The organism is Pseudoalteromonas sp. SCSIO 43210 (assembly GCF_054133285.1).
The window spans coordinates 4463194-4480902 of record NZ_CP087225.1 but is presented as its reverse complement, the minus strand read 5'-3'; the positions used below and the strand labels follow the sequence as shown (position 1 = coordinate 4480902).

Here is a 17709-nt window from a genome sequence, read left to right as displayed (position 1 = left end):
GGTTTTTTTATTTTACTTTATCTATTTATTCGTCATCTAAAACAGGGACTTCTAACCCCATTTCTTGCATTATTTTTTTCACTTCTTCTGGTACTTTTTCAGCGTTATCTTTACGTAAGTCATCGTCATTAGGTAAAGGTTGGCCTGTAAATGCATGTAAAAACGCTTCACATAGCAGCTCACTGTTTGTTGCGTGACGCAGGTTATTAATTTGACGACGAGTACGTTCGTCAGTTAATACCTTTAATACATTCAGTGGGATCGAAACGGTGATCTTCTTAACTTGTTCTGATTTTTTCCCGTGTTCTGCGTATGGGTGAATATACTCACCATTCCATTTAGCCATAAGATGTATCGTTGCCTCAGATTATTAATTGCTCACATGCGCTAAAATGCGTGTGAATATGCGTGAAATTCTATCGATTTAAAAAAGATAGTCAAATACTAGTTGTTTGGCCATCTAGCTGTTTAAATGTTTTGACATCTCAAATTGAATAAACTACTCTTTTAGACGTCTAAACATCCAAATTAATCAGGTGACGAATATGAGCGAAAAAAACAAAGCAACCATTGCGGTCCGTAGTGGCGTTGAAGCCGATAAACACCACGGTGCAGTTGTCGCGCCAATCTATTTATCGACTACTTATTCGTTTGCCGATTTTGATACTAAACGCCAATATGATTATGGCCGCAGCGGTAATCCTAACCGCGATATCTTAGCTGAGACCCTTGCTGAGCTCGAAGGGGGAGTACGCGGCATAATTACAGCCACAGGCATGGCGGCTGTACATTTAGCAACTCAGCTGCTTAATCACGACGACACGTTAGTGATCCCACACGACTGCTACGGTGGAAGCTACCGTTTATTTACGTCCCTGCAAAAGCGTGGCTTGCTAAAGCTTGAGGTTTTAGATTTAACAAAACCAGAAAGTCTTCAAAAAATATTAGTAATTAAACCAAAACTCATTTGGATTGAAACACCAAGTAACCCTGTACTACGTTTAACTGATATTAAAGCGATTACTGATATTGCTAAGCAGTGTGGCGCACTGGTGGCCGCTGACAATACATTTTTATCGCCTGCTTTACAAAATCCGATTAAGTTTGGTGTAGATATTGTGGTGCATTCAACCACTAAATATATTAACGGACACTCAGATGTAGTGGGCGGTGCTGTTATTGCTGCAACACAAGAGATCGGTGACGAGCTTGCTTGGTGGGCTAATAACATTGGTATCACAGGGGCACCTTTTGATAGCTATTTAACGCTTCGTGGTTTACGTACTTTAAATGTGCGCTTAAGGCAGCATCAAGAAAATGCATTAGCAATAGCTCAGTATCTCGAAGAATCTGAGTTCGTTAGCCAAGTTTATTACCCTGGGCTTGAGTCGCACCCCCAACATGAATTAGCGAAAGCACAGCAGCTTGGTTTTGGTGGCATGGTTAGCTTTGATATTAAAGGCGACATAAACGATGCAGCGGCATTTTTAACTAGTCTACATAACTTTAGTTTAGCTGAGTCGCTAGGCGGCGTTGAGAGCTTAATATGCCACCCTGCGACCATGACGCATGCAGGGATGGATGCAACAGCGCGCTTAGAAGCCGGCGTTGGTGATACGCTTATTCGTGTTTCTGTCGGAATAGAAGACATTGAAGATTTATTAGCAGATCTTGAACGTGTATTTACACTTGTAAAACCTGGCAGAAAAAACAATACAAATCGATTAACTAAAGGTGCGGGAACATCGAGCGGTGATGCTAAGTTAAGTGCCGCTTACCCCGCGCTTTGGTAACTAACATGACTAAAAATATACATAAATTTGGCGGTTCGAGTTTAAGTTCAGCACAGCGTTACAAAAGTGTTGCGGGTATTATATTAGAGCACACACAACCTGGTGATTGCGTTGTGGTATCAGCAGCTGGGAAAACAACCGATACACTAGTTAAGTTATGGCAAAGTTACCAGCAGCAAGATACACATGTAATTGCTGATATTTTATTACAGTTAAATAATCATCAAATAGATTTAATAGAGCAGTTATTACAAGCTAATACAAAGTGTAACGCTCTAAAAAAATTGAATGAAGAGCTATCAACAATAACGCTGTTAGCGCAAACAGGGCAGCTACAAGAAGCCCAATTGCTTGCTCATGGAGAGTTATGGTCAGCACGCGTACTCGCTGCTTACCTGCAGGAGCTTAATGTTGATGCGTGTGTTCACGATGCGCGTGCTTTATTTACATTAAATGATGGGCAGTTATTACATGAACAAAATACTCAACAGTGCGCAAACTTAATTGCGCATAATAAAATTAACGTTGTAACTGGATTTATTGCAGCTAATACAGCAGGGGATACTGTAACGCTTGGTCGTAATGGAAGTGATTATAGTGCGACCTTACTCGCTAATTATTGTCATGCAAAACAAGTCTGTATTTGGACTGACACACAAGGTGTATTTAGTACCGACCCTCGTAAAGTTAGTAAAGCGATTAAATACGCGAAGGTGTGTCGTGGACAGGCCAATTTGTTAGCACGACTAGGTAACCCCGTATTGCATGCTAAAACATTATCTCCTCTTAAAAATACGGATATAAAATTATCAGTACGAAGTAGCTTTGATGTACAAGCTAGCTCTACTGACATCGTTAAAGAAGGTAGTGCCAAGCAAAAGCGCTTTATAACAACGTTACAAAATATTGATTTATTAATAGTTGAAAACTTAAGTGAAGGAGATATTGCGCATGTGAGTCAGCTTATTCAGCATAGCTTGCATCACTTTAGTCAAAATGGTGAGACGTACTTAGTTGTGCCAGCTATTTCGACGCATCAGGTTATTAGCTATTTTGAAGGTCGAGCTAATATTAACGAATCGAGCTTACACGGGTGTGCTGTGATTGCGCCAGAGCAAGATATTAGTAAATTGCACTTATTGGCGATTAATTTATTAAATGCACATGCGATTGAACCACGATTTGCACACCAAGATAGCGGCTATATTTTATTACTTACTGATCAAGTGATTGATAGCGATATACTTAGCATATTACACGATAAGCTGATTAACAAAGGGCAGGAAATTGCTTTAATAGTCGCTGGACTTGGTAATGTAGGTGAGGTGTTTATTGAACAGTTATCTACTCAAGTTGAGCGCTTGTCAGATGACTTTAGTATTAAGCTTGTTGGCTTAGTGCGCTCTCAAAAAATGCTTTTTAATCCTAATGGGATTGGTGTATCGCAATGGAAAACCCAGTTTCAACTTGAAGCGTCTGATTATCAAAACCAAACATTATTAAATGCAATTGATGAACTTGATTACGAACATAAAGTGATTGTAGATATAACAGCGAGTGAAAAGTTTAGCCGGTTATATCCTGATTTTGTAGAAATGGATTGTCATTTAATAAGCGCTAATAAGTATGCAGGTACAGCTCCTACTAATTGGTATAAAGCACTACGTACAAGTATCTCTGAACGCAACTTACATTGGCGTTATAACACCAGTGTGGGGGCTGGTTTACCCATTAATTTTGCGCTTGCTGATTTACAACATAGTGGCGATAAAATAACACGTATTGAGGGCGTATTTTCTGGGACGTTATCGTGGTTGTGTAGTAAGTATGATGGTTCGATTATATTTTCAGATTTAGTGCTTGAAGCGCAAAAAATGGGTTTTACGGAGCCCGATCCTCGCGAGGATTTATCTGGGCGTGATATGCAGCGAAAATTGCTTATTTTAGCCAGAGAGTTGGGGGTTGAACTAAATCTTGAGGATATTAGTCTTTCGGCATTGATGCCTGATGAACTTGCGCAAGGGAGTTGGGATGATTTTTTAAGTAAAAAATCCCAGTTAGATAGCTTTATTCAAGAGCATGCAAAGAGAGCTAAGGCACAAAATTCGGTGCTTCGTTATACAGGCTTGCTCGAAATCGCAGAAAATGAAGTAATAGCGAAAGTCGGTATCGCGTATGTATTACAAAGTGATGTTTTGGCTAGTTTAACGCCAGGAGATAATATTTTTGTTATAAATAGTAAGTGGTATAGCGATAACGCGCTCGTTATCCAAGGCCCTGGTGCTGGTAAAGAGGTCACTGCAGCGGGTGTACATTCTGATTTGTATTGGCTGGTCCAAAATTTAAGGTAAACATTACGGCAGCCTAAAGTGGCTGCCGTTTTTATTTAACGCTATTTAAAATAGCTCTTCTTCTGTTTTTGTATCTTCCTCAAATATATCGGTAGGTTGGGAAAGTACATACTTAGTTGGGGCTGTACCTTTGTCAAAATATTCAAAGCGGCTTGTGTAATCGTTTTTGTGGCTCAGTAAACCTGTTGCTAAATCAATACGAATAGATACTAAGTCTTCGGGTGGTTCTATAGGCGCTTCTGGTGCATCTTCAAGTGCCACTTTCATAAACTCAATCCATGCTGGTTGCGCCGTTTTAGCCCCTGACTCTGCCCCTGAGATTTGACTGCTATCAAGGTTGTTATTATATGTTGAGCGGCCTAACGAGTTACCGGGGTTATCAAACCCAACCCATACAGACGTTAGTACATTACGATTAAAGCCACTAAACCAAGTATCTACAGAGTCATTAGTCGTGCCTGTTTTACCTGAGAGATCACGTCTCTTTAATGCTTGAGCACGCCAGCCTGTTCCGCTCCAGCCTGTTTTATGTGCCCAACTACCACCGCCCCAAATACCACTATGCATTGCATCAGCAATTAAAAATGCATTCTGTTTAGAGATAATCCGTGGTGCGCATTTTTTTTCTTGTTGCTTTTCAGTTTCGAAATTCTGCATTGTTACATCGTTGTTCAATACGCTTAATGTGCTATCGCTATCGTCACAAGCTTCTGTTGGGTTTGTTTTAAATAACACGTCACCATAAGCATCCTGAATTTCAGAAATGAAGTAGGGTTCTATTAAATGCCCACCATTTGCAAAAGCACTCATACCGCGTGCAAGTTCAAGCGGCGTAATAGAAGCGCTACCAAGCGCAAGTGATTCACTGCGATTAATATCTGAATTTTTGAAGCCAAATTTTAGTAGGTGCTCTGCCGTACGCTGTAGTCCAACTCCGCGTAACAAGCGCACCGAAATAACGTTTTTAGATTGTGCTAAAGCACGACGAATACGAATAGGTCCATTATAAACAGCGGGGCTGTTTTTTGGTCGCCATGCAACGCCTTGGCTTTTATCCCATTGGTTAATTGGTGCATCGTTTAATATTGAGGCTAAGGTGTAGCCTTTTTCCAGTGCAGCAGAGTAAATAAAAGGTTTTATATTAGAGCCTACTTGGCGCTTAGCTTGTACTGCTCGGTTATATTGACTTTGTTCGAAACTATAACCACCCACAATCGCTTTAATGCGCCCATTTTGTGGGTCAAGAGAAACGATGGCACTAGATGCTTCAGGAATTTGGCTAAGTAAATAGCTACCGTCGGTATTTTTACGTAACCAAATTTGTTCGCCGGGTGCGAGTATTTCATTGGCTGCTTTAGGTGCAAAGCCTTGGCGATAACGCGTAATGTATTTACGAGCCCACTTTAGGTTATCCCAAGTTAGTGTGGTTTGCTCGCCACTTTTAAGTAATACATCAGCTGTTTTGTCATTCACTGCGATTACAACGGCCGCTTTTAATTGGCCAAACTCATTTACAGATTTTAGCTCACTGAGCATTTGAGACTTGCTAAATACAGGCTGTGTTTCTGGATCCCACAACGTTTTAACAGAGCCTCTATAACCATGGCGCATATCATAATTGTGTAAATTATTGATGAGTGCTGTTTGTGCCGCTTTTTGAACTTTTGACTCAACAGTAGTAAATATTTTATAACCTGAGTTATAGGCTTTATCGATTCCGTAACGTGCCACCATTTCTGCACGCACCATTTCAGAAATATAAGGAGCATACAGATCAATTTCTGCACCGTGAAAATAAGCTGTAATAGGTTGCCTGATGGCATCGTTGTATTGTGTTTGTGTTATGTAGTTTTCTGTTAACATGCGGCCAAGAACAACATTGCGACGAGATTTTGCGCGAGTTGGGTTACGGATCGGGTTTAAGGCTGATGGCGCTTTGGGTAAGCCGGCAATCATCGCCATTTGGGCAAGTGTAAGATCTTTTAATTCTTTTCCGTAATATACCTGTGCAGCAGCGCCAATACCAAAAGCACGGTTACCTAGTTCTATTTTGTTTAAATAGAGTTCAAGAATTTCGTCTTTCGTTAGTAAATTTTCTATATGAAGCGCTATAAAAATTTCTTTAACTTTACGAATATAAGCTTTTTCACGAGTTAAGAAGAAGTTTCGAGCTAGCTGCATTGTTATTGTACTTGCACCTTGCTTTTTTTCGCCTGTTGAAATCAAAACCAATGCAGAACGAACAATACCAATAGGGTCTATTCCCACATGGTCATAAAAACGATTATCTTCAGTTGCTAAAAATGCATTTATTAAAGGTTTTGGTATTTCGTCAATCGTTACGGGGATCCGTCTTTTTTCACCAAATTGATTGATCAGAAGGCCATCTTTAGTGAATACTTGCATAGGAGTTTGTAATTGCACATCTTTTAAAACTTGCACACTTGGAATATCAGGTTTAACGTAGTAATAAAGACTGATTAAAGTAATCAGCCCAAGTAATGTGCAAATGATAAAAAATTGTAAAGTTCGTTTTAATAAAATCACTTATATTTCCCTAAATGGACTCCCAATTATGTATGGAGACTGCTAGTATATATTGATTAAAAAATGAATAATATTTTTTAAGATAAAAATTATAACTTGTTTATTATTAAAACAAAGGCCAAGTTTCAAACATGCTAAGTCAACTATTTCAAAAGCCGTCAAAAATGATGGTAGGAATTGATATTGGATCGCACTCTATCAAGGCGGTACTTTTAAGTGAAATTGAAACTGGATTTCGTCTTGAAGCATTAGCGATTGAACCAATGCCTAAGGGCGCAATGAGCGAACGTATTATTCAAGATATTGAAGCAATTGGTAATGTAATATCAAAATTAAAAAGAAAGTTACCAAAATCACTAAAATCTGCTGCTGTAGCCGTCTCTGGCCAAACAGTTATTACTAAAGTTATTTTTATGGATGTGTCATTAACTGACGCTGAACTTGAATCACAAATTGAAATTGAGGCTGATAGCCTTATTCCATACCCCCTTGATGAAGTTAGCTTAGATTTTGAAAAATTATCAACAAATGAAGCCGATCCAAGTAAAATGAATGTGTTACTTTCTGCAGCCCGCACAGAAAGTGTCGAAGCGCGAGTTGGCGCTTTAGAAGTTGCCAATTTAGAAGCGAAAGTTGTTGATGTAGAAAGCTATGCATTGAGCCGTTCGATGGATGTTTATTACAAGCAGTTACCAAGCGATGCCTTTAATAAGTGTGTTGCTGTAGTTGATATTGGTGCTGTGTTGATGTTGGTGAGTGTTGTACAAGCCGGTGAAACAATATATACCCGCGATCAAGTTTTTGGCGGCGATCAATATACCAATAGTATTGTTGCTTACTATAATAAAGGGTTCGATGAAGCTGAAATTGGAAAAACATCGGGTGATCTTCCGCCAAATTACACTTTTGAAGTACTTGCTCCTTTTCAAACATCATTACTTCAACAAGTACGTCGAGCGGTACAGATGTTTTTGACTACCAGCGGTAAAGACCAAATTGATTATATTGTTCTAACCGGTGGAACGGCCATGATAAATGGGCTAGATCGTTTATTAATAGAAGAACTTGGTATCCACTCCATTGTCGTAGAACCGTTTACGAATATGGAGATTTCTCCCAAGGTAGACCGTAATGTAATGCAACGCCATAGAACACAGTTTGCTATTGCGACAGGACTGGCATTAAGGAATTTTTCATCATGCCACATATAAATTTATTACCTTGGCGTGAATTGCAACGCGAAGAGTCAAAAAAGAAATTTGTTACTATTTTAATTGCTGTTGTTATTGTTTGTTTTGCAAGTATGTATGTATTGAACTCGTTCTATACTGCTTTGAAGGATGGACAAAATTTAAAAAATAACTACCTCAGTTCAGAAATTAGTCTATTAGATAAGAAAATTAGTGATATTAGAGATTTGGATTATAGGAAAGAAAACTTACAACAACGTATGCACCTAATTGAAGAATTACAGAGCAGTCGTAACTTAGGCACTCAAATAATGGATGAAGTTGCTAAAATAGTCCCCGCTGGTGTTTATTTAACTAAGTTAGAACGTCGAGGCAATAGAATTCATGTATTAGGGCGCAGTGAATCAAATAACCGCCTCTCCAACATGCTTAGAGAAGTACAAAACTCATATTTATTAGAGCGCCCAACAATGCAAGGCATTGTTGCTGGCAATCAATCTTCTCGTTTACTTAGTGATTTCAATATGGAGTTTTACGTTAAACCATTTGATAAAATTGGTGAGGTTCCAAATGAACCTTGATTTAAAAGCGTTTAGTGATATTGATTGGAATGAGATTGAACTTGATAATATTGGCGAATGGCCAATTGCTGTTAAGGTTATTTGCGCTACATTTGTTGCTGCTTTAGTGCTGTTTTTTAGTTATAGCTTATTGGTATCTGATGAAATTGATAGTTACCATAATGCGGTTACAAAAGAAGTTGAATTACGGACAACTTATCGTACCAAATATGCTGTAGCCAGCAGGCTTGATATTTATCGTGAACAAATGCTTAAAATGGAGGAGAAATTTTCTCAATTATTAAAGCGTTTACCTACCTCAAATGAAACCCCTGGTTTGTTAGATGATTTATCTTATGTGGGAACTACAAGTGGTTTAACTTTTTTAAAGATTGGCTGGCTGCCAGAAGTTGAAAAAGAATTTTATACTGAGCTACCTATTAAAATAGAGGTTGTAGGTACTTATCATGAGTTTGGTGAATTTGTGGGAAAAGTGGCTCAATTGCCGCGTATTGTGAGCTTACATGACTTTTCTATTTCATCCTCAGGCGAAAAGCAGTTAACATTTAGTGTGGTGGCAAAAACTTATCGCTATGAAGAAGGGGAGGTAAAGTGAAGCATTTTTCCTTTATTCCTATAGTTGCTCTCCTGCTAAGTGGTTGTAACGACGATACCTCAGAACAAAAAGAGTTTATAGATCAAGTTAAAGCGAGTACGACTGCTAGAGTTGAAGCAATTCCTGAATTAACAAAGTTCGAGCATTTTGAATATAACGCTGGGCAGCTAAGGAGTCCTTTTGTGGCCCCGCAGCCTGAAATAATCCAAAACAAATTAACTCAAGTTAAAAATTGTTTACATCCGGATCCTGAACGCCAACGTGAAACCTTAGAAAAATACCCACTGGATAATTTATCTATGAAAGGAACAATCGGATCAAGTGGACAAGCTTGGGCGCTCATTACAGCTACAGACGATACTTTACATCGTATTACAGTCGGTAATTATTTAGGTAGCTATGATGGCAAAGTACAATCAGTAAATAATGATTATATTGAGTTAATAGAATTAATCCCAGATGGGTCTGGTTGTTGGAAAGAGCGCCTGACTAAATTAGAAATGTTAGAGGCGGCAACCAATGGCGCAGGTTAATAACAAAAAAGGTAAGAACAAAATGCATAAGGGTGTACTTTGGCACAACCGTATTCAACGAGCTCTATTTGCAACTTTAGCTCTGGTTATAGCCAATTCAGCTATTGCAGCGCCGTTGCTCTATGATATTCGTTATAACCCATTACTCAAGGGTGAAACCGAGTTGCAGCTGGTATTTGATGAAAAGTTAACGCAAGAACCAAAAATACAAGTATTTAATAGCCCGGCACGAATTGAAATGATGTTTGATTCGGCACAATTAGAGCAAGGTCTTGAAAATGTACAGGTAAACCAAGCTGGCATTAATAATGTTACTAATGTACTTACTGATAAGGGATTAAAAGTAACAATAAATCTTACTCGTTTGAAAATCTATGAGACGGAAGTTAATAATAATTTAGTGTCTTTACGTGTTTCTGATAACCCATTAACAGAGCAAGACGTTGATGATGAAGCAACTAGCTCTGATGCAGTGTCTGGAAATTATATCAATCGGATTCAGTCTATTGACTTTCGTCGGGGGGAGAAGGGCGAGGCAAAAATACTGGTGTTCTTACAAGATACGCAAGCCGCAATAGAAGTGCATGAAAGTGGTGGTAAAATTATTGCTGATTTTCATCATACAGATATTTTAGATGACTTACTGTATGAGTTAGATGTGCTCGATTTTGGCACCGTAGTAAGCAGCATTGAAACTTTTAAAGAAGATGGATTAAGCCGCGTTGTTATTGAACCAAATGCCGCTTTTACTTTTACCTACCAACAAATAGATAATATTCTTACTTTAACGGTGGAAAGAGACGAAACGCAAAATGCATATTTAGATGGCGGTAAAGATTACCAAGGCCGCCTAATGACATTAAATTTTCAAGATATTTCTGTTCGTGCAGTGTTACAAATCATAGCGGGCTATAATGATTTTAATTTAGTCACTAGTGACTCGGTGACAGGTAATATTACATTACGCTTAGATGGCGTGCCTTGGGATCAGGCGCTTGATGTTGTTCTTAAAATTAAAGGCTTAGACAAGCGTATGGATGGTTCTATTTTGATGGTTGCCCCATCAGAAGAGCTTGCAGCACGTGAAGCTAAAGATTTACAAGCAAAGCAGAACGTAGAAAACTTAGAGCCGCTTTACAGTGAATACATTCGTTTAAACTACGCAAAAGCAGAAGAGTTTGCTGATTTATTAAAAACAGATACAAATAGTATTATCACTCAACGTGGTAGCGTATCTGTTGATAAGCGTACTAATACATTATTACTCAAAGATACGGCCAAAAGTATTGAGAGCGTGCGACGCATGGTCGAAACACTTGATATAGCGGTTAGACAGGTTGTAATCGAATCACGTATGGTAACCGTACGTGATAATGTAACCGAAGATTTAGGTGTGCGCTGGGGGTTTAGCGACCAGCAGGGCAGTGATGGCATATCAGGTACACTTGAAGGCGCTAATACAATATCAAATGGTATCATTCCTGATATCTCTGATCGTTTAAACGTGAATTTACCCGTGACAAACCCATCAGCAAGTATCGGCATGCATATCGCCAAGTTAGCTAACGGTACTTTGATTGATTTAGAGTTAACAGCTCTTGAGGAAGAAAACAAAGGTGAGATTATTGCGAGCCCTCGTATTACTACTGCAAACCAACAACAAGCACGAATAGAGCAAGGTACTGAAATCCCTTATGTTGAGTCAGCTTCTAGTGGTGCGACAACGGTTAGCTTTAAAAAAGCAGTACTGAGTTTACAAGTAACCCCTCATATAACTCCTGATAATAAAGTTATTTTGGATTTAATTATTACTCAAGATACGCGAGGAGATACAGTTCAAACAGGAACTGGGCCAGCTGTTGCAATTGATACTCAGCAAATTCAGACACAAGTGCTAGTGGAAAATGGGCAAACAATCGTGCTCGGCGGTATTTTTCAGCAGCAAATCATAAATTCGACTAAAAAAGTACCTCTACTTGGTGATATTCCGTACTTAGGAAGGCTGTTTAAGAGTACAAGTGAGTTTAACGAAAAGAGAGAATTACTTATTTTTGTAACACCAAAAATACAAATAGACTAAAATTAGGCGTGTTTTTGTTAACCAATGGGCGATTATTCAGATTAATTGCTCGTTATATGGCTTTTTATTCTAATTGACTTGAAATACCCCAGCAATTACTGAGATAATCCCCTCCTTAATTTTGGGGCCAGGTCGTTAGGCGGGGTTTTATTTCAAATTTTAGAGTTCGTTTGTACTAAAAGATATGGCTGAGAAACGTAATATATTTCTAATTGGCCCCATGGGGGCTGGAAAAAGCACAATTGGTCGTCACATTGCCGATCAATTACACCTTGAATTTGTTGATTCTGATCAAGAAATCGAACGCCGTACCGGTGCAGATATTGCCTGGGTGTTTGATCTTGAAGGTGAAGAAGGCTTTAGACTTCGTGAAGAATCTGTTATTGGCGACTTAACTGAGATGCAAGGTATTGTACTTGCAACTGGTGGTGGTTCAGTAATGAGTAAAGAAGTTCGAAACAAGCTTTCTGCTCGCGGTATAGTAGTATACCTAGAGACACCTATAGAAAAGCAAGTTGCACGCACACAACGCGACAAGCGTCGCCCATTGCTGCAAACTGAAGAAGCACCTCGTGATGTACTAGAGCGCTTAGCAGAAGAACGCGAACCGTTATATAAAGAAGTGGCTGATTTTGTTGTACGCACTGATGAGCAAAGCGCTAAAGTTGTTGCTAACCAAATCATCGAGAAATTAGATTTTTAAAAACCAATAATAAAGGAAGACTGAGCATGCTTGAATTAACTGTTAATTTGGACGAGCGAAGTTATCCTATATATATTGGTCAATCTGCACTTCAAGATAATGGCCGCCTAATTCACTACATTGGTGATTGTCGGCCTATCATCATTACTAATGACACAGTTGCACCTTTATATCTACAAGGGCTACTTGATTCGTTAGCTGAGCTAAAACCACTCTCTTTTGTCATACCTGACGGTGAGCAATACAAATCACTAGAATGGTTTGAAAAAATATCTGCTTTTTTACTCCAAAATAACTGCGGTCGTGATACGTGCTTAATTGCATTAGGTGGTGGTGTTATAGGTGACTTAACTGGGTTTGTAGCTGCATGTTACCAACGCGGTGTGCCATTTATTCAAATACCAACCACATTGTTATCGCAAGTAGACTCATCAGTTGGTGGTAAAACAGCTGTAAATCATCCTTTAGGTAAAAATATGATTGGGGCATTTTATCAGCCACAAGCGGTTTTTATTGATACCAAATCTTTGCATACGCTACCAGCAAGAGAATTTGCTGCCGGTATGGCTGAGGTTATAAAATATGGATTGATTTATGATACTGAATTATTTAGTTATTTAGACAAAAACGTAAAAGACTTACAGCAATTAAATGAAGCGTGTTTACAGCATATTATTTTTAGATGTTGTGAAATTAAAGCTTTAATTGTTGCTCAAGATGAAAAAGAGCAAGGCCTTAGGGCACTTTTGAATCTGGGTCATACATTTGCCCATGCGATTGAAGCGCAAATGGGTTACGGTATTTGGCTACATGGTGAAGCTGTTGCAACAGGAATGGTGCTTGCCGCACAACTTGCTCATACACGCAAAGACTTGAGTGCTGATGAAGTGGCACGTATTATTGATGTTATTACGCAATATAACTTACCAACTAAAATACCTACAGAAATGACAAGCGAGCAGTTTTTAACGCATATGCGTAAAGACAAAAAGAATAAAAAAGGTACAATTCGGTTTATTTTACCAACCCAATTTGGTCAATGCGCATTAGTTGATGATGTATCTGACGACCAAGTTCGAGCCTTAATCGAGCAATAAATGCAGTCACAAATTTTACCAAGCCGTGCGGCTTTGGTGGATAGAATCGCATTGCAATTTGAATACGGGCAAAACCTTATCGTTTTACTTGGCACATCAGGGCTAGGTAAAAGTTATATGCTCGAAACCTTCATTACCGATAAATATAATGACTTCAATAAAGCTTTTGTACAAGTAACAGGAAAAATGACTGATACTCAGCTTATGAGTCAGTTATTAGAACAAAGCTTTAATGCTCCTTTGGTGGATCATAACTTAAGCTTATCTGAAAACTATTATCAATTGCTTCAACAGCAAACATGTGGGCCTTGTTTGTGGGTGCTTGACGGTGGTAGACATCTCTCAGAAGAAATACTCATTGAGCTTGAGTCATTGGCTAAAATGAGTCCAAGTACCTTGTATATTATGGTCGCTTCACAATCAAAACTGTTTTTTAATGATGTTGTTGAAATTTATTTAGAGCCTTTAAGTCTACGAGAAAGTAAGCAGCTTATGAGTTGGTACTTCACTGCTCTTCCTTATGACGAGGATCCTGTTTTCCAGACTTTTTTGTCTGAAGCTCGAGGGAATCCTAGCTTATTGTTGGCATGGCAACCCACTGAACATGTGGCAGATTTTACAGTCAAAGATAAAGTATCGTGGCGATTACACTTATTAACTTTACTGTTGATAATAATGTTCTTAATTATAGGTTTATTGTATAAATCAAATATGACGCAATGGTGGCAGCAATATCATCAGCAGGAGCAACCTGAGTTGCTAACGTTAGCCATTCCAGTGAGCGAAGTAAGTAATCGACTCATGCCTCCTAATGAAGCGCCTATCCCCCAAATACTTCCAGGTGTAATAAACGAGACGAAGCTTAAAGAGCACCAGAATGATGTGCCCGCAATTATGCAAAGCTTAAAAAAAGCGAGCGTAGAAACGGAACGGTTAGCTACAAATATAAAAATAGCTGAAGAGCCACCTAAACCGCAAGTGAAGAATGAACAATCAGATGTTGAAAAAAATTGGTACTTACAACAGCCTACTCACCACATTGTAATTCAGTTATTAGCCGTAACACAGCAGCAAATTAGTATTGAGTTTATAACTAAATATGAACTGGAAGGTGAGGCCTATACTTATCAAACTAAAAGAAACAACAAAATTTGGTGGGTAGTTACGTTTGGTAATTTTGCGAGTTTAGAGGATGCAAAATTGGCAATGAAAACATTGCCTTCTGACATTTTAAAAAATAAACCTTTTTATAAAAAAATTAGCAAAATAAAACAAGAAATAGCACTAGTTGATCAGTAAATTAAATCGCTTTAGTGTAAAATCGCGTAACACCAGATTGAAGTAAAGAGCCAATGCAGCAAAAGAGTAGAGCCTTCCTTAAATGGGCTGGCGGAAAATACAGCCTCGTTGATGATATTAACGCGCGACTAAACCAAGCAAGCAAGCATGCAGACACTTTGGTTGAACCTTTTGTTGGTGCTGGATCGGTGTTTTTAAATAGTAATTTTAAACATTATATTCTTAATGATATAAATGCAGATTTAATAAACTTATACAAAGAACTAAGAAATTCACCAGATGAGTTTATTAGTGATGCAAAAAAGCTATTTGTTGATTTGAATAACCATCCTGACGCTTACTATGAGTATCGTGTACAGTTTAATCAAAGCCGCGATGTATATGAGCGATCAATGTTATTTTTGTACATGAACCGTTATGGTTATAACGGGTTGTGTAGATACAACTTAAAAGGTATTTTTAATGTGCCTTTCGGTAAATATAAAAAGCCTTATTTTCCTGAAAAAGAAATGTATTTTTTTGCCGCGAAAGCTCAGCAAGCAACTTTCACCTGTTTAGATTACGATGATGTATTTAAATTGGTACCCGAGAATGCAGTTATCTATTGCGACCCGCCATATGTACCCTTAAGTAAAACTGCATCATTCACCTCTTATGCAAAGGGTGGCTTTAATTTAGATGATCAGGCTAACTTAGCTAATTTGGCAGAGCGGGCAGCATTTGAAAATAATACACCAGTACTTATATCTAACCACGATACAGTATGGACCCGAAAGATTTATAGCCAGGCATCATTGGATCAAATTCAAGTAAAGCGGACTATTAGCCCTAAAGGCGGTTCTCGTAATAAAGTAGATGAGTTAATGGCTATGTATTTACCACTAAAGCAACAATCGCGTAAATCGAAAATACAAAAACTATAAAAAGCACAATCGCAATTATAATTATTGAATATGGAGAGTGTTTTTTGAAGTCTGAATTGCGTTTGCTTTCTGATTGAACGCCAAAAAATGCTGCTAGCACACTTTGTAACGCGCTAAAAAATTGCAGCATTATATTAAAATAGAGGATTTAAAGATGGCGCTTTTTTCGAATCATCTGAGCTGGTAAGTAGTTCTAATAAATCTAAATAATGAAACTGCGCACTTCTACTATCACCAGTAATCCACGAAACCCAAGATGAATCCTCTTCTATCTTAATACACACTTCTGCAGTATTTTTAGAAACCACAGATAGATTTTGATAATGGCAATTATTTACTGAGCTAATTTCTGGCTCAGAATTTGGAGAGAAACTAAACGCCCCAATAAACAATAATGCCGATGCAATTAATATCCCTGTTTTAAAAGCTCGCATATGTAGGCCTAATTATTTGTTACTTTTTTAATCATACCAAAGGTTGGTTAAATAACAAACTTAAATATTTAAGATAATAGTGAATAATTATTAAAAATAATAACTTAACTATTCTTTTTAATTTTAGGGATCCATCATTATCTTTTATCCGTTCTTGGGTAACTTCATTAATTAAGTTACATTAACGAAATATACTATTTATTGATGGAGTTAATCATGTTTAACCCAGAGCAAAAATATTTAATTGCCCCTTCTATTTTGTCTGCTGATTTTGCAAAACTAGGCGAAGATGTTGATAAAGTACTCGATGCGGGTGCTGACGTGGTTCATTTTGATGTGATGGATAATCACTATGTACCTAATCTCACAATTGGTCCTATGGTGTGTAAAGCACTAAGAGATTACGGTATTACAGCACCTATCGACGTACATTTAATGGTTAAGCCTGTAGATAGTCTTATTCCACTGTTTGCAGAGGCTGGCGCATCAATTATTACTTTTCATCCAGAAGCCAGTGAACACGTTGATCGTACAATACAGTTAATTAAAGATCATGGCTGTAAAGCAGGCTTAGTGTTTAACCCTGCAACGAGTCTAAGTTACTTAGATCATGTTATTGATAAGCTAGATACCATTTTACTAATGTCGGTTAACCCTGGGTTTGGCGGACAAAGTTTTATCCCTCATACGCTTGAAAAGCTACGACAAGCTAAGCAACGTATAGTTGCATCGGGTCGTGATATTCGCTTAGAGGTAGATGGCGGTATTAAAGTCGATAATATTGCAGCAGCGGCTCGAGCGGGTGCAGATATGTTTGTGGCAGGCTCCGCTATTTTCAACCAACCTGATTACAAAGTGGTGATTGATCAAATGCGTGAGCAGCTTGGAAGTGTAAAATAATGAAGTACGACGTCGCCTTATTTGATTTAGATGGTACTTTGGTTGATAGCGTTTACGACTTGTATATTGCTATTAACCTAACCTTGAGTGACCTCGCTTTTCCTATCGTTAGCCAACGCTTAGTTGAAAGCTGGGTTGGTAATGGTGTCGAAGTCCTTGTTAAACGCGCTTTGAGTGGCGATATGCAAGTGAGTGAACATTTAGACGAGTCACTTAGTGATAAAGCAATATCACGGTTTTATAAGCACTATGAACAACAAGTTGGTGAGTATAGTGTGCTGTACCAACACGTGGAAACTGGGCTTGCAGCACTTCGTGGTATGCCAAAAGCACTAATCACTAATAAGTCTCGAATTTTTACAGAGAAACTACTCGATAAACTGGCACTAACGAGTCATTTAGATGTGATTGTATGCGGTGACGACATGGCAAAAAAACCGTCGCCAGAACCATTGCTATTTGCCTGCAAAAAACTAAATGCGGAGCCTAATAAAGCAATAATGATAGGTGATTCTAAAAGCGATATACTTGCAGCTAAAGCCGCTAATATAGACGTAATTGCACTTAGTTATGGCTATAACCAAGGTGAAAATCTTAAGGATTACAATCCACAGTACCTATGCGATAACTTCTTAGATATAATACCAGTTCTAACGCAGCGTTAAATATTATTCATTAAGCAA

Annotated in this window: 17 protein-coding genes; 13 read left to right on the top strand and 4 right to left on the bottom strand. The window is 38.3% G+C overall.

The features are described 5' to 3' along the window. Positions 1-25 precede the first annotated feature (25 nt). Entirely contained in the window at positions 26-346 is a 321-nt protein-coding gene (metJ, locus tag LOS73_RS19450) for a met regulon transcriptional regulator MetJ (RefSeq protein ID WP_007378651.1), read from the bottom strand. A 199-nt stretch (positions 347-545) separates the two neighbouring features. On the opposite strand from metJ, the gene metB reads away from it, so the two are divergent. Together metB and metL are read left to right on the top strand one after the other, a co-directional pair. Next, on the top strand, positions 546-1793 hold the full coding sequence (gene metB, locus LOS73_RS19445) for a cystathionine gamma-synthase (protein ID WP_457934171.1): 1248 nt from the start codon (positions 546-548) through the stop codon (positions 1791-1793). A gap of 5 nt (positions 1794-1798) precedes the next feature. Beyond that, positions 1799-4144 (top strand): bifunctional aspartate kinase/homoserine dehydrogenase II, encoded by a 2346-nt coding sequence (metL, locus tag LOS73_RS19440; RefSeq protein WP_457934170.1) that lies wholly within the window; start codon positions 1799-1801, stop codon positions 4142-4144. Between the two features lie 45 nt (positions 4145-4189). Here the strand turns inward: metL and LOS73_RS19435 are convergent, their stop codons facing one another. Further along, positions 4190-6691 carry a penicillin-binding protein 1A gene (locus LOS73_RS19435; RefSeq protein WP_033038501.1) on the bottom strand — a complete coding sequence of 834 codons (2502 nt, stop codon included), beginning with the start codon at positions 6689-6691 and terminating at the stop codon, positions 4190-4192. A 131-nt stretch (positions 6692-6822) separates the two neighbouring features. Between LOS73_RS19435 and LOS73_RS19430 the strand changes: the two genes are divergently transcribed. From LOS73_RS19430 to LOS73_RS19390, 9 genes are all read left to right on the top strand, one after another. After that, positions 6823-7902 carry a pilus assembly protein PilM gene (locus tag LOS73_RS19430; RefSeq protein ID WP_007378655.1) on the top strand — a complete coding sequence of 360 codons (1080 nt, stop codon included), beginning with the start codon at positions 6823-6825 and terminating at the stop codon, positions 7900-7902. Next, positions 7890-8462: a PilN domain-containing protein gene (locus LOS73_RS19425; protein WP_007378656.1), complete on the top strand. Its 573-nt coding sequence runs from the start codon at positions 7890-7892 to the stop codon at positions 8460-8462. Before LOS73_RS19430 ends, LOS73_RS19425 begins: the two co-directional genes overlap by 13 nt. After that, positions 8452-9057 carry a type IV pilus inner membrane component PilO gene (locus tag LOS73_RS19420; protein ID WP_007378657.1) on the top strand — a complete coding sequence of 202 codons (606 nt, stop codon included), beginning with the start codon at positions 8452-8454 and terminating at the stop codon, positions 9055-9057. Before LOS73_RS19425 ends, LOS73_RS19420 begins: the two co-directional genes overlap by 11 nt. Next, the gene (locus tag LOS73_RS19415) at positions 9054-9590 is read left to right on the top strand and encodes a pilus assembly protein PilP (protein ID WP_007378658.1); all 537 of its coding nucleotides are present in this window, start codon (positions 9054-9056) and stop codon (positions 9588-9590) included. Before LOS73_RS19420 ends, LOS73_RS19415 begins: the two co-directional genes overlap by 4 nt. After that, on the top strand, positions 9577-11670 hold the full coding sequence (locus LOS73_RS19410) for a type IV pilus secretin PilQ (protein WP_033023843.1): 2094 nt from the start codon (positions 9577-9579) through the stop codon (positions 11668-11670). The genes LOS73_RS19415 and LOS73_RS19410 overlap by 14 nt, the downstream gene beginning before the upstream one ends. Positions 11671-11854: 184 nt before the next feature. Further along, positions 11855-12373, top strand: a complete 519-nt coding sequence (gene aroK, locus LOS73_RS19405; RefSeq protein WP_006793103.1) for a shikimate kinase AroK — start codon at positions 11855-11857, stop codon at positions 12371-12373. Between the two features lie 26 nt (positions 12374-12399). After that, the gene (gene aroB / locus LOS73_RS19400) at positions 12400-13470 is read left to right on the top strand and encodes a 3-dehydroquinate synthase (RefSeq protein WP_457934169.1); all 1071 of its coding nucleotides are present in this window, start codon (positions 12400-12402) and stop codon (positions 13468-13470) included. After that, a complete protein-coding gene (locus LOS73_RS19395) occupies positions 13471-14769 on the top strand; it encodes an AAA family ATPase (RefSeq protein WP_457934168.1) in 1299 nt (432 codons plus the stop codon). Positions 14770-14822: 53 nt separating this feature from the next. Further along, positions 14823-15692 (top strand): Dam family site-specific DNA-(adenine-N6)-methyltransferase, encoded by an 870-nt coding sequence (locus LOS73_RS19390; RefSeq protein WP_007378664.1) that lies wholly within the window; start codon positions 14823-14825, stop codon positions 15690-15692. Here the strand turns inward: LOS73_RS19390 and LOS73_RS19385 are convergent. Together LOS73_RS19385 and LOS73_RS19380 are read right to left on the bottom strand one after the other, a co-directional pair. After that, a complete protein-coding gene (locus LOS73_RS19385) occupies positions 15637-15822 on the bottom strand; it encodes a DUF2970 domain-containing protein (RefSeq protein WP_081824543.1) in 186 nt (61 codons plus the stop codon). The genes LOS73_RS19390 and LOS73_RS19385 overlap by 56 nt on opposite strands. Positions 15823-15826: 4 nt before the next feature. Then, entirely contained in the window at positions 15827-16126 is a 300-nt protein-coding gene (locus LOS73_RS19380) for a hypothetical protein (protein WP_007378665.1), read from the bottom strand. Positions 16127-16342: 216 nt separating this feature from the next. Between LOS73_RS19380 and rpe the strand changes: the two genes are divergently transcribed. Both rpe and LOS73_RS19370 read left to right on the top strand, forming a co-directional pair. Continuing rightward, positions 16343-17026, top strand: coding sequence for a ribulose-phosphate 3-epimerase (rpe, locus tag LOS73_RS19375; RefSeq protein ID WP_007378666.1), 684 nt, complete (start codon positions 16343-16345; stop codon positions 17024-17026). Continuing rightward, positions 17026-17691, top strand: coding sequence for a phosphoglycolate phosphatase (locus LOS73_RS19370; RefSeq protein ID WP_457934167.1), 666 nt, complete (start codon positions 17026-17028; stop codon positions 17689-17691). Before rpe ends, LOS73_RS19370 begins: the two co-directional genes overlap by 1 nt. Positions 17692-17709: the final 18 nt, after the last annotated feature.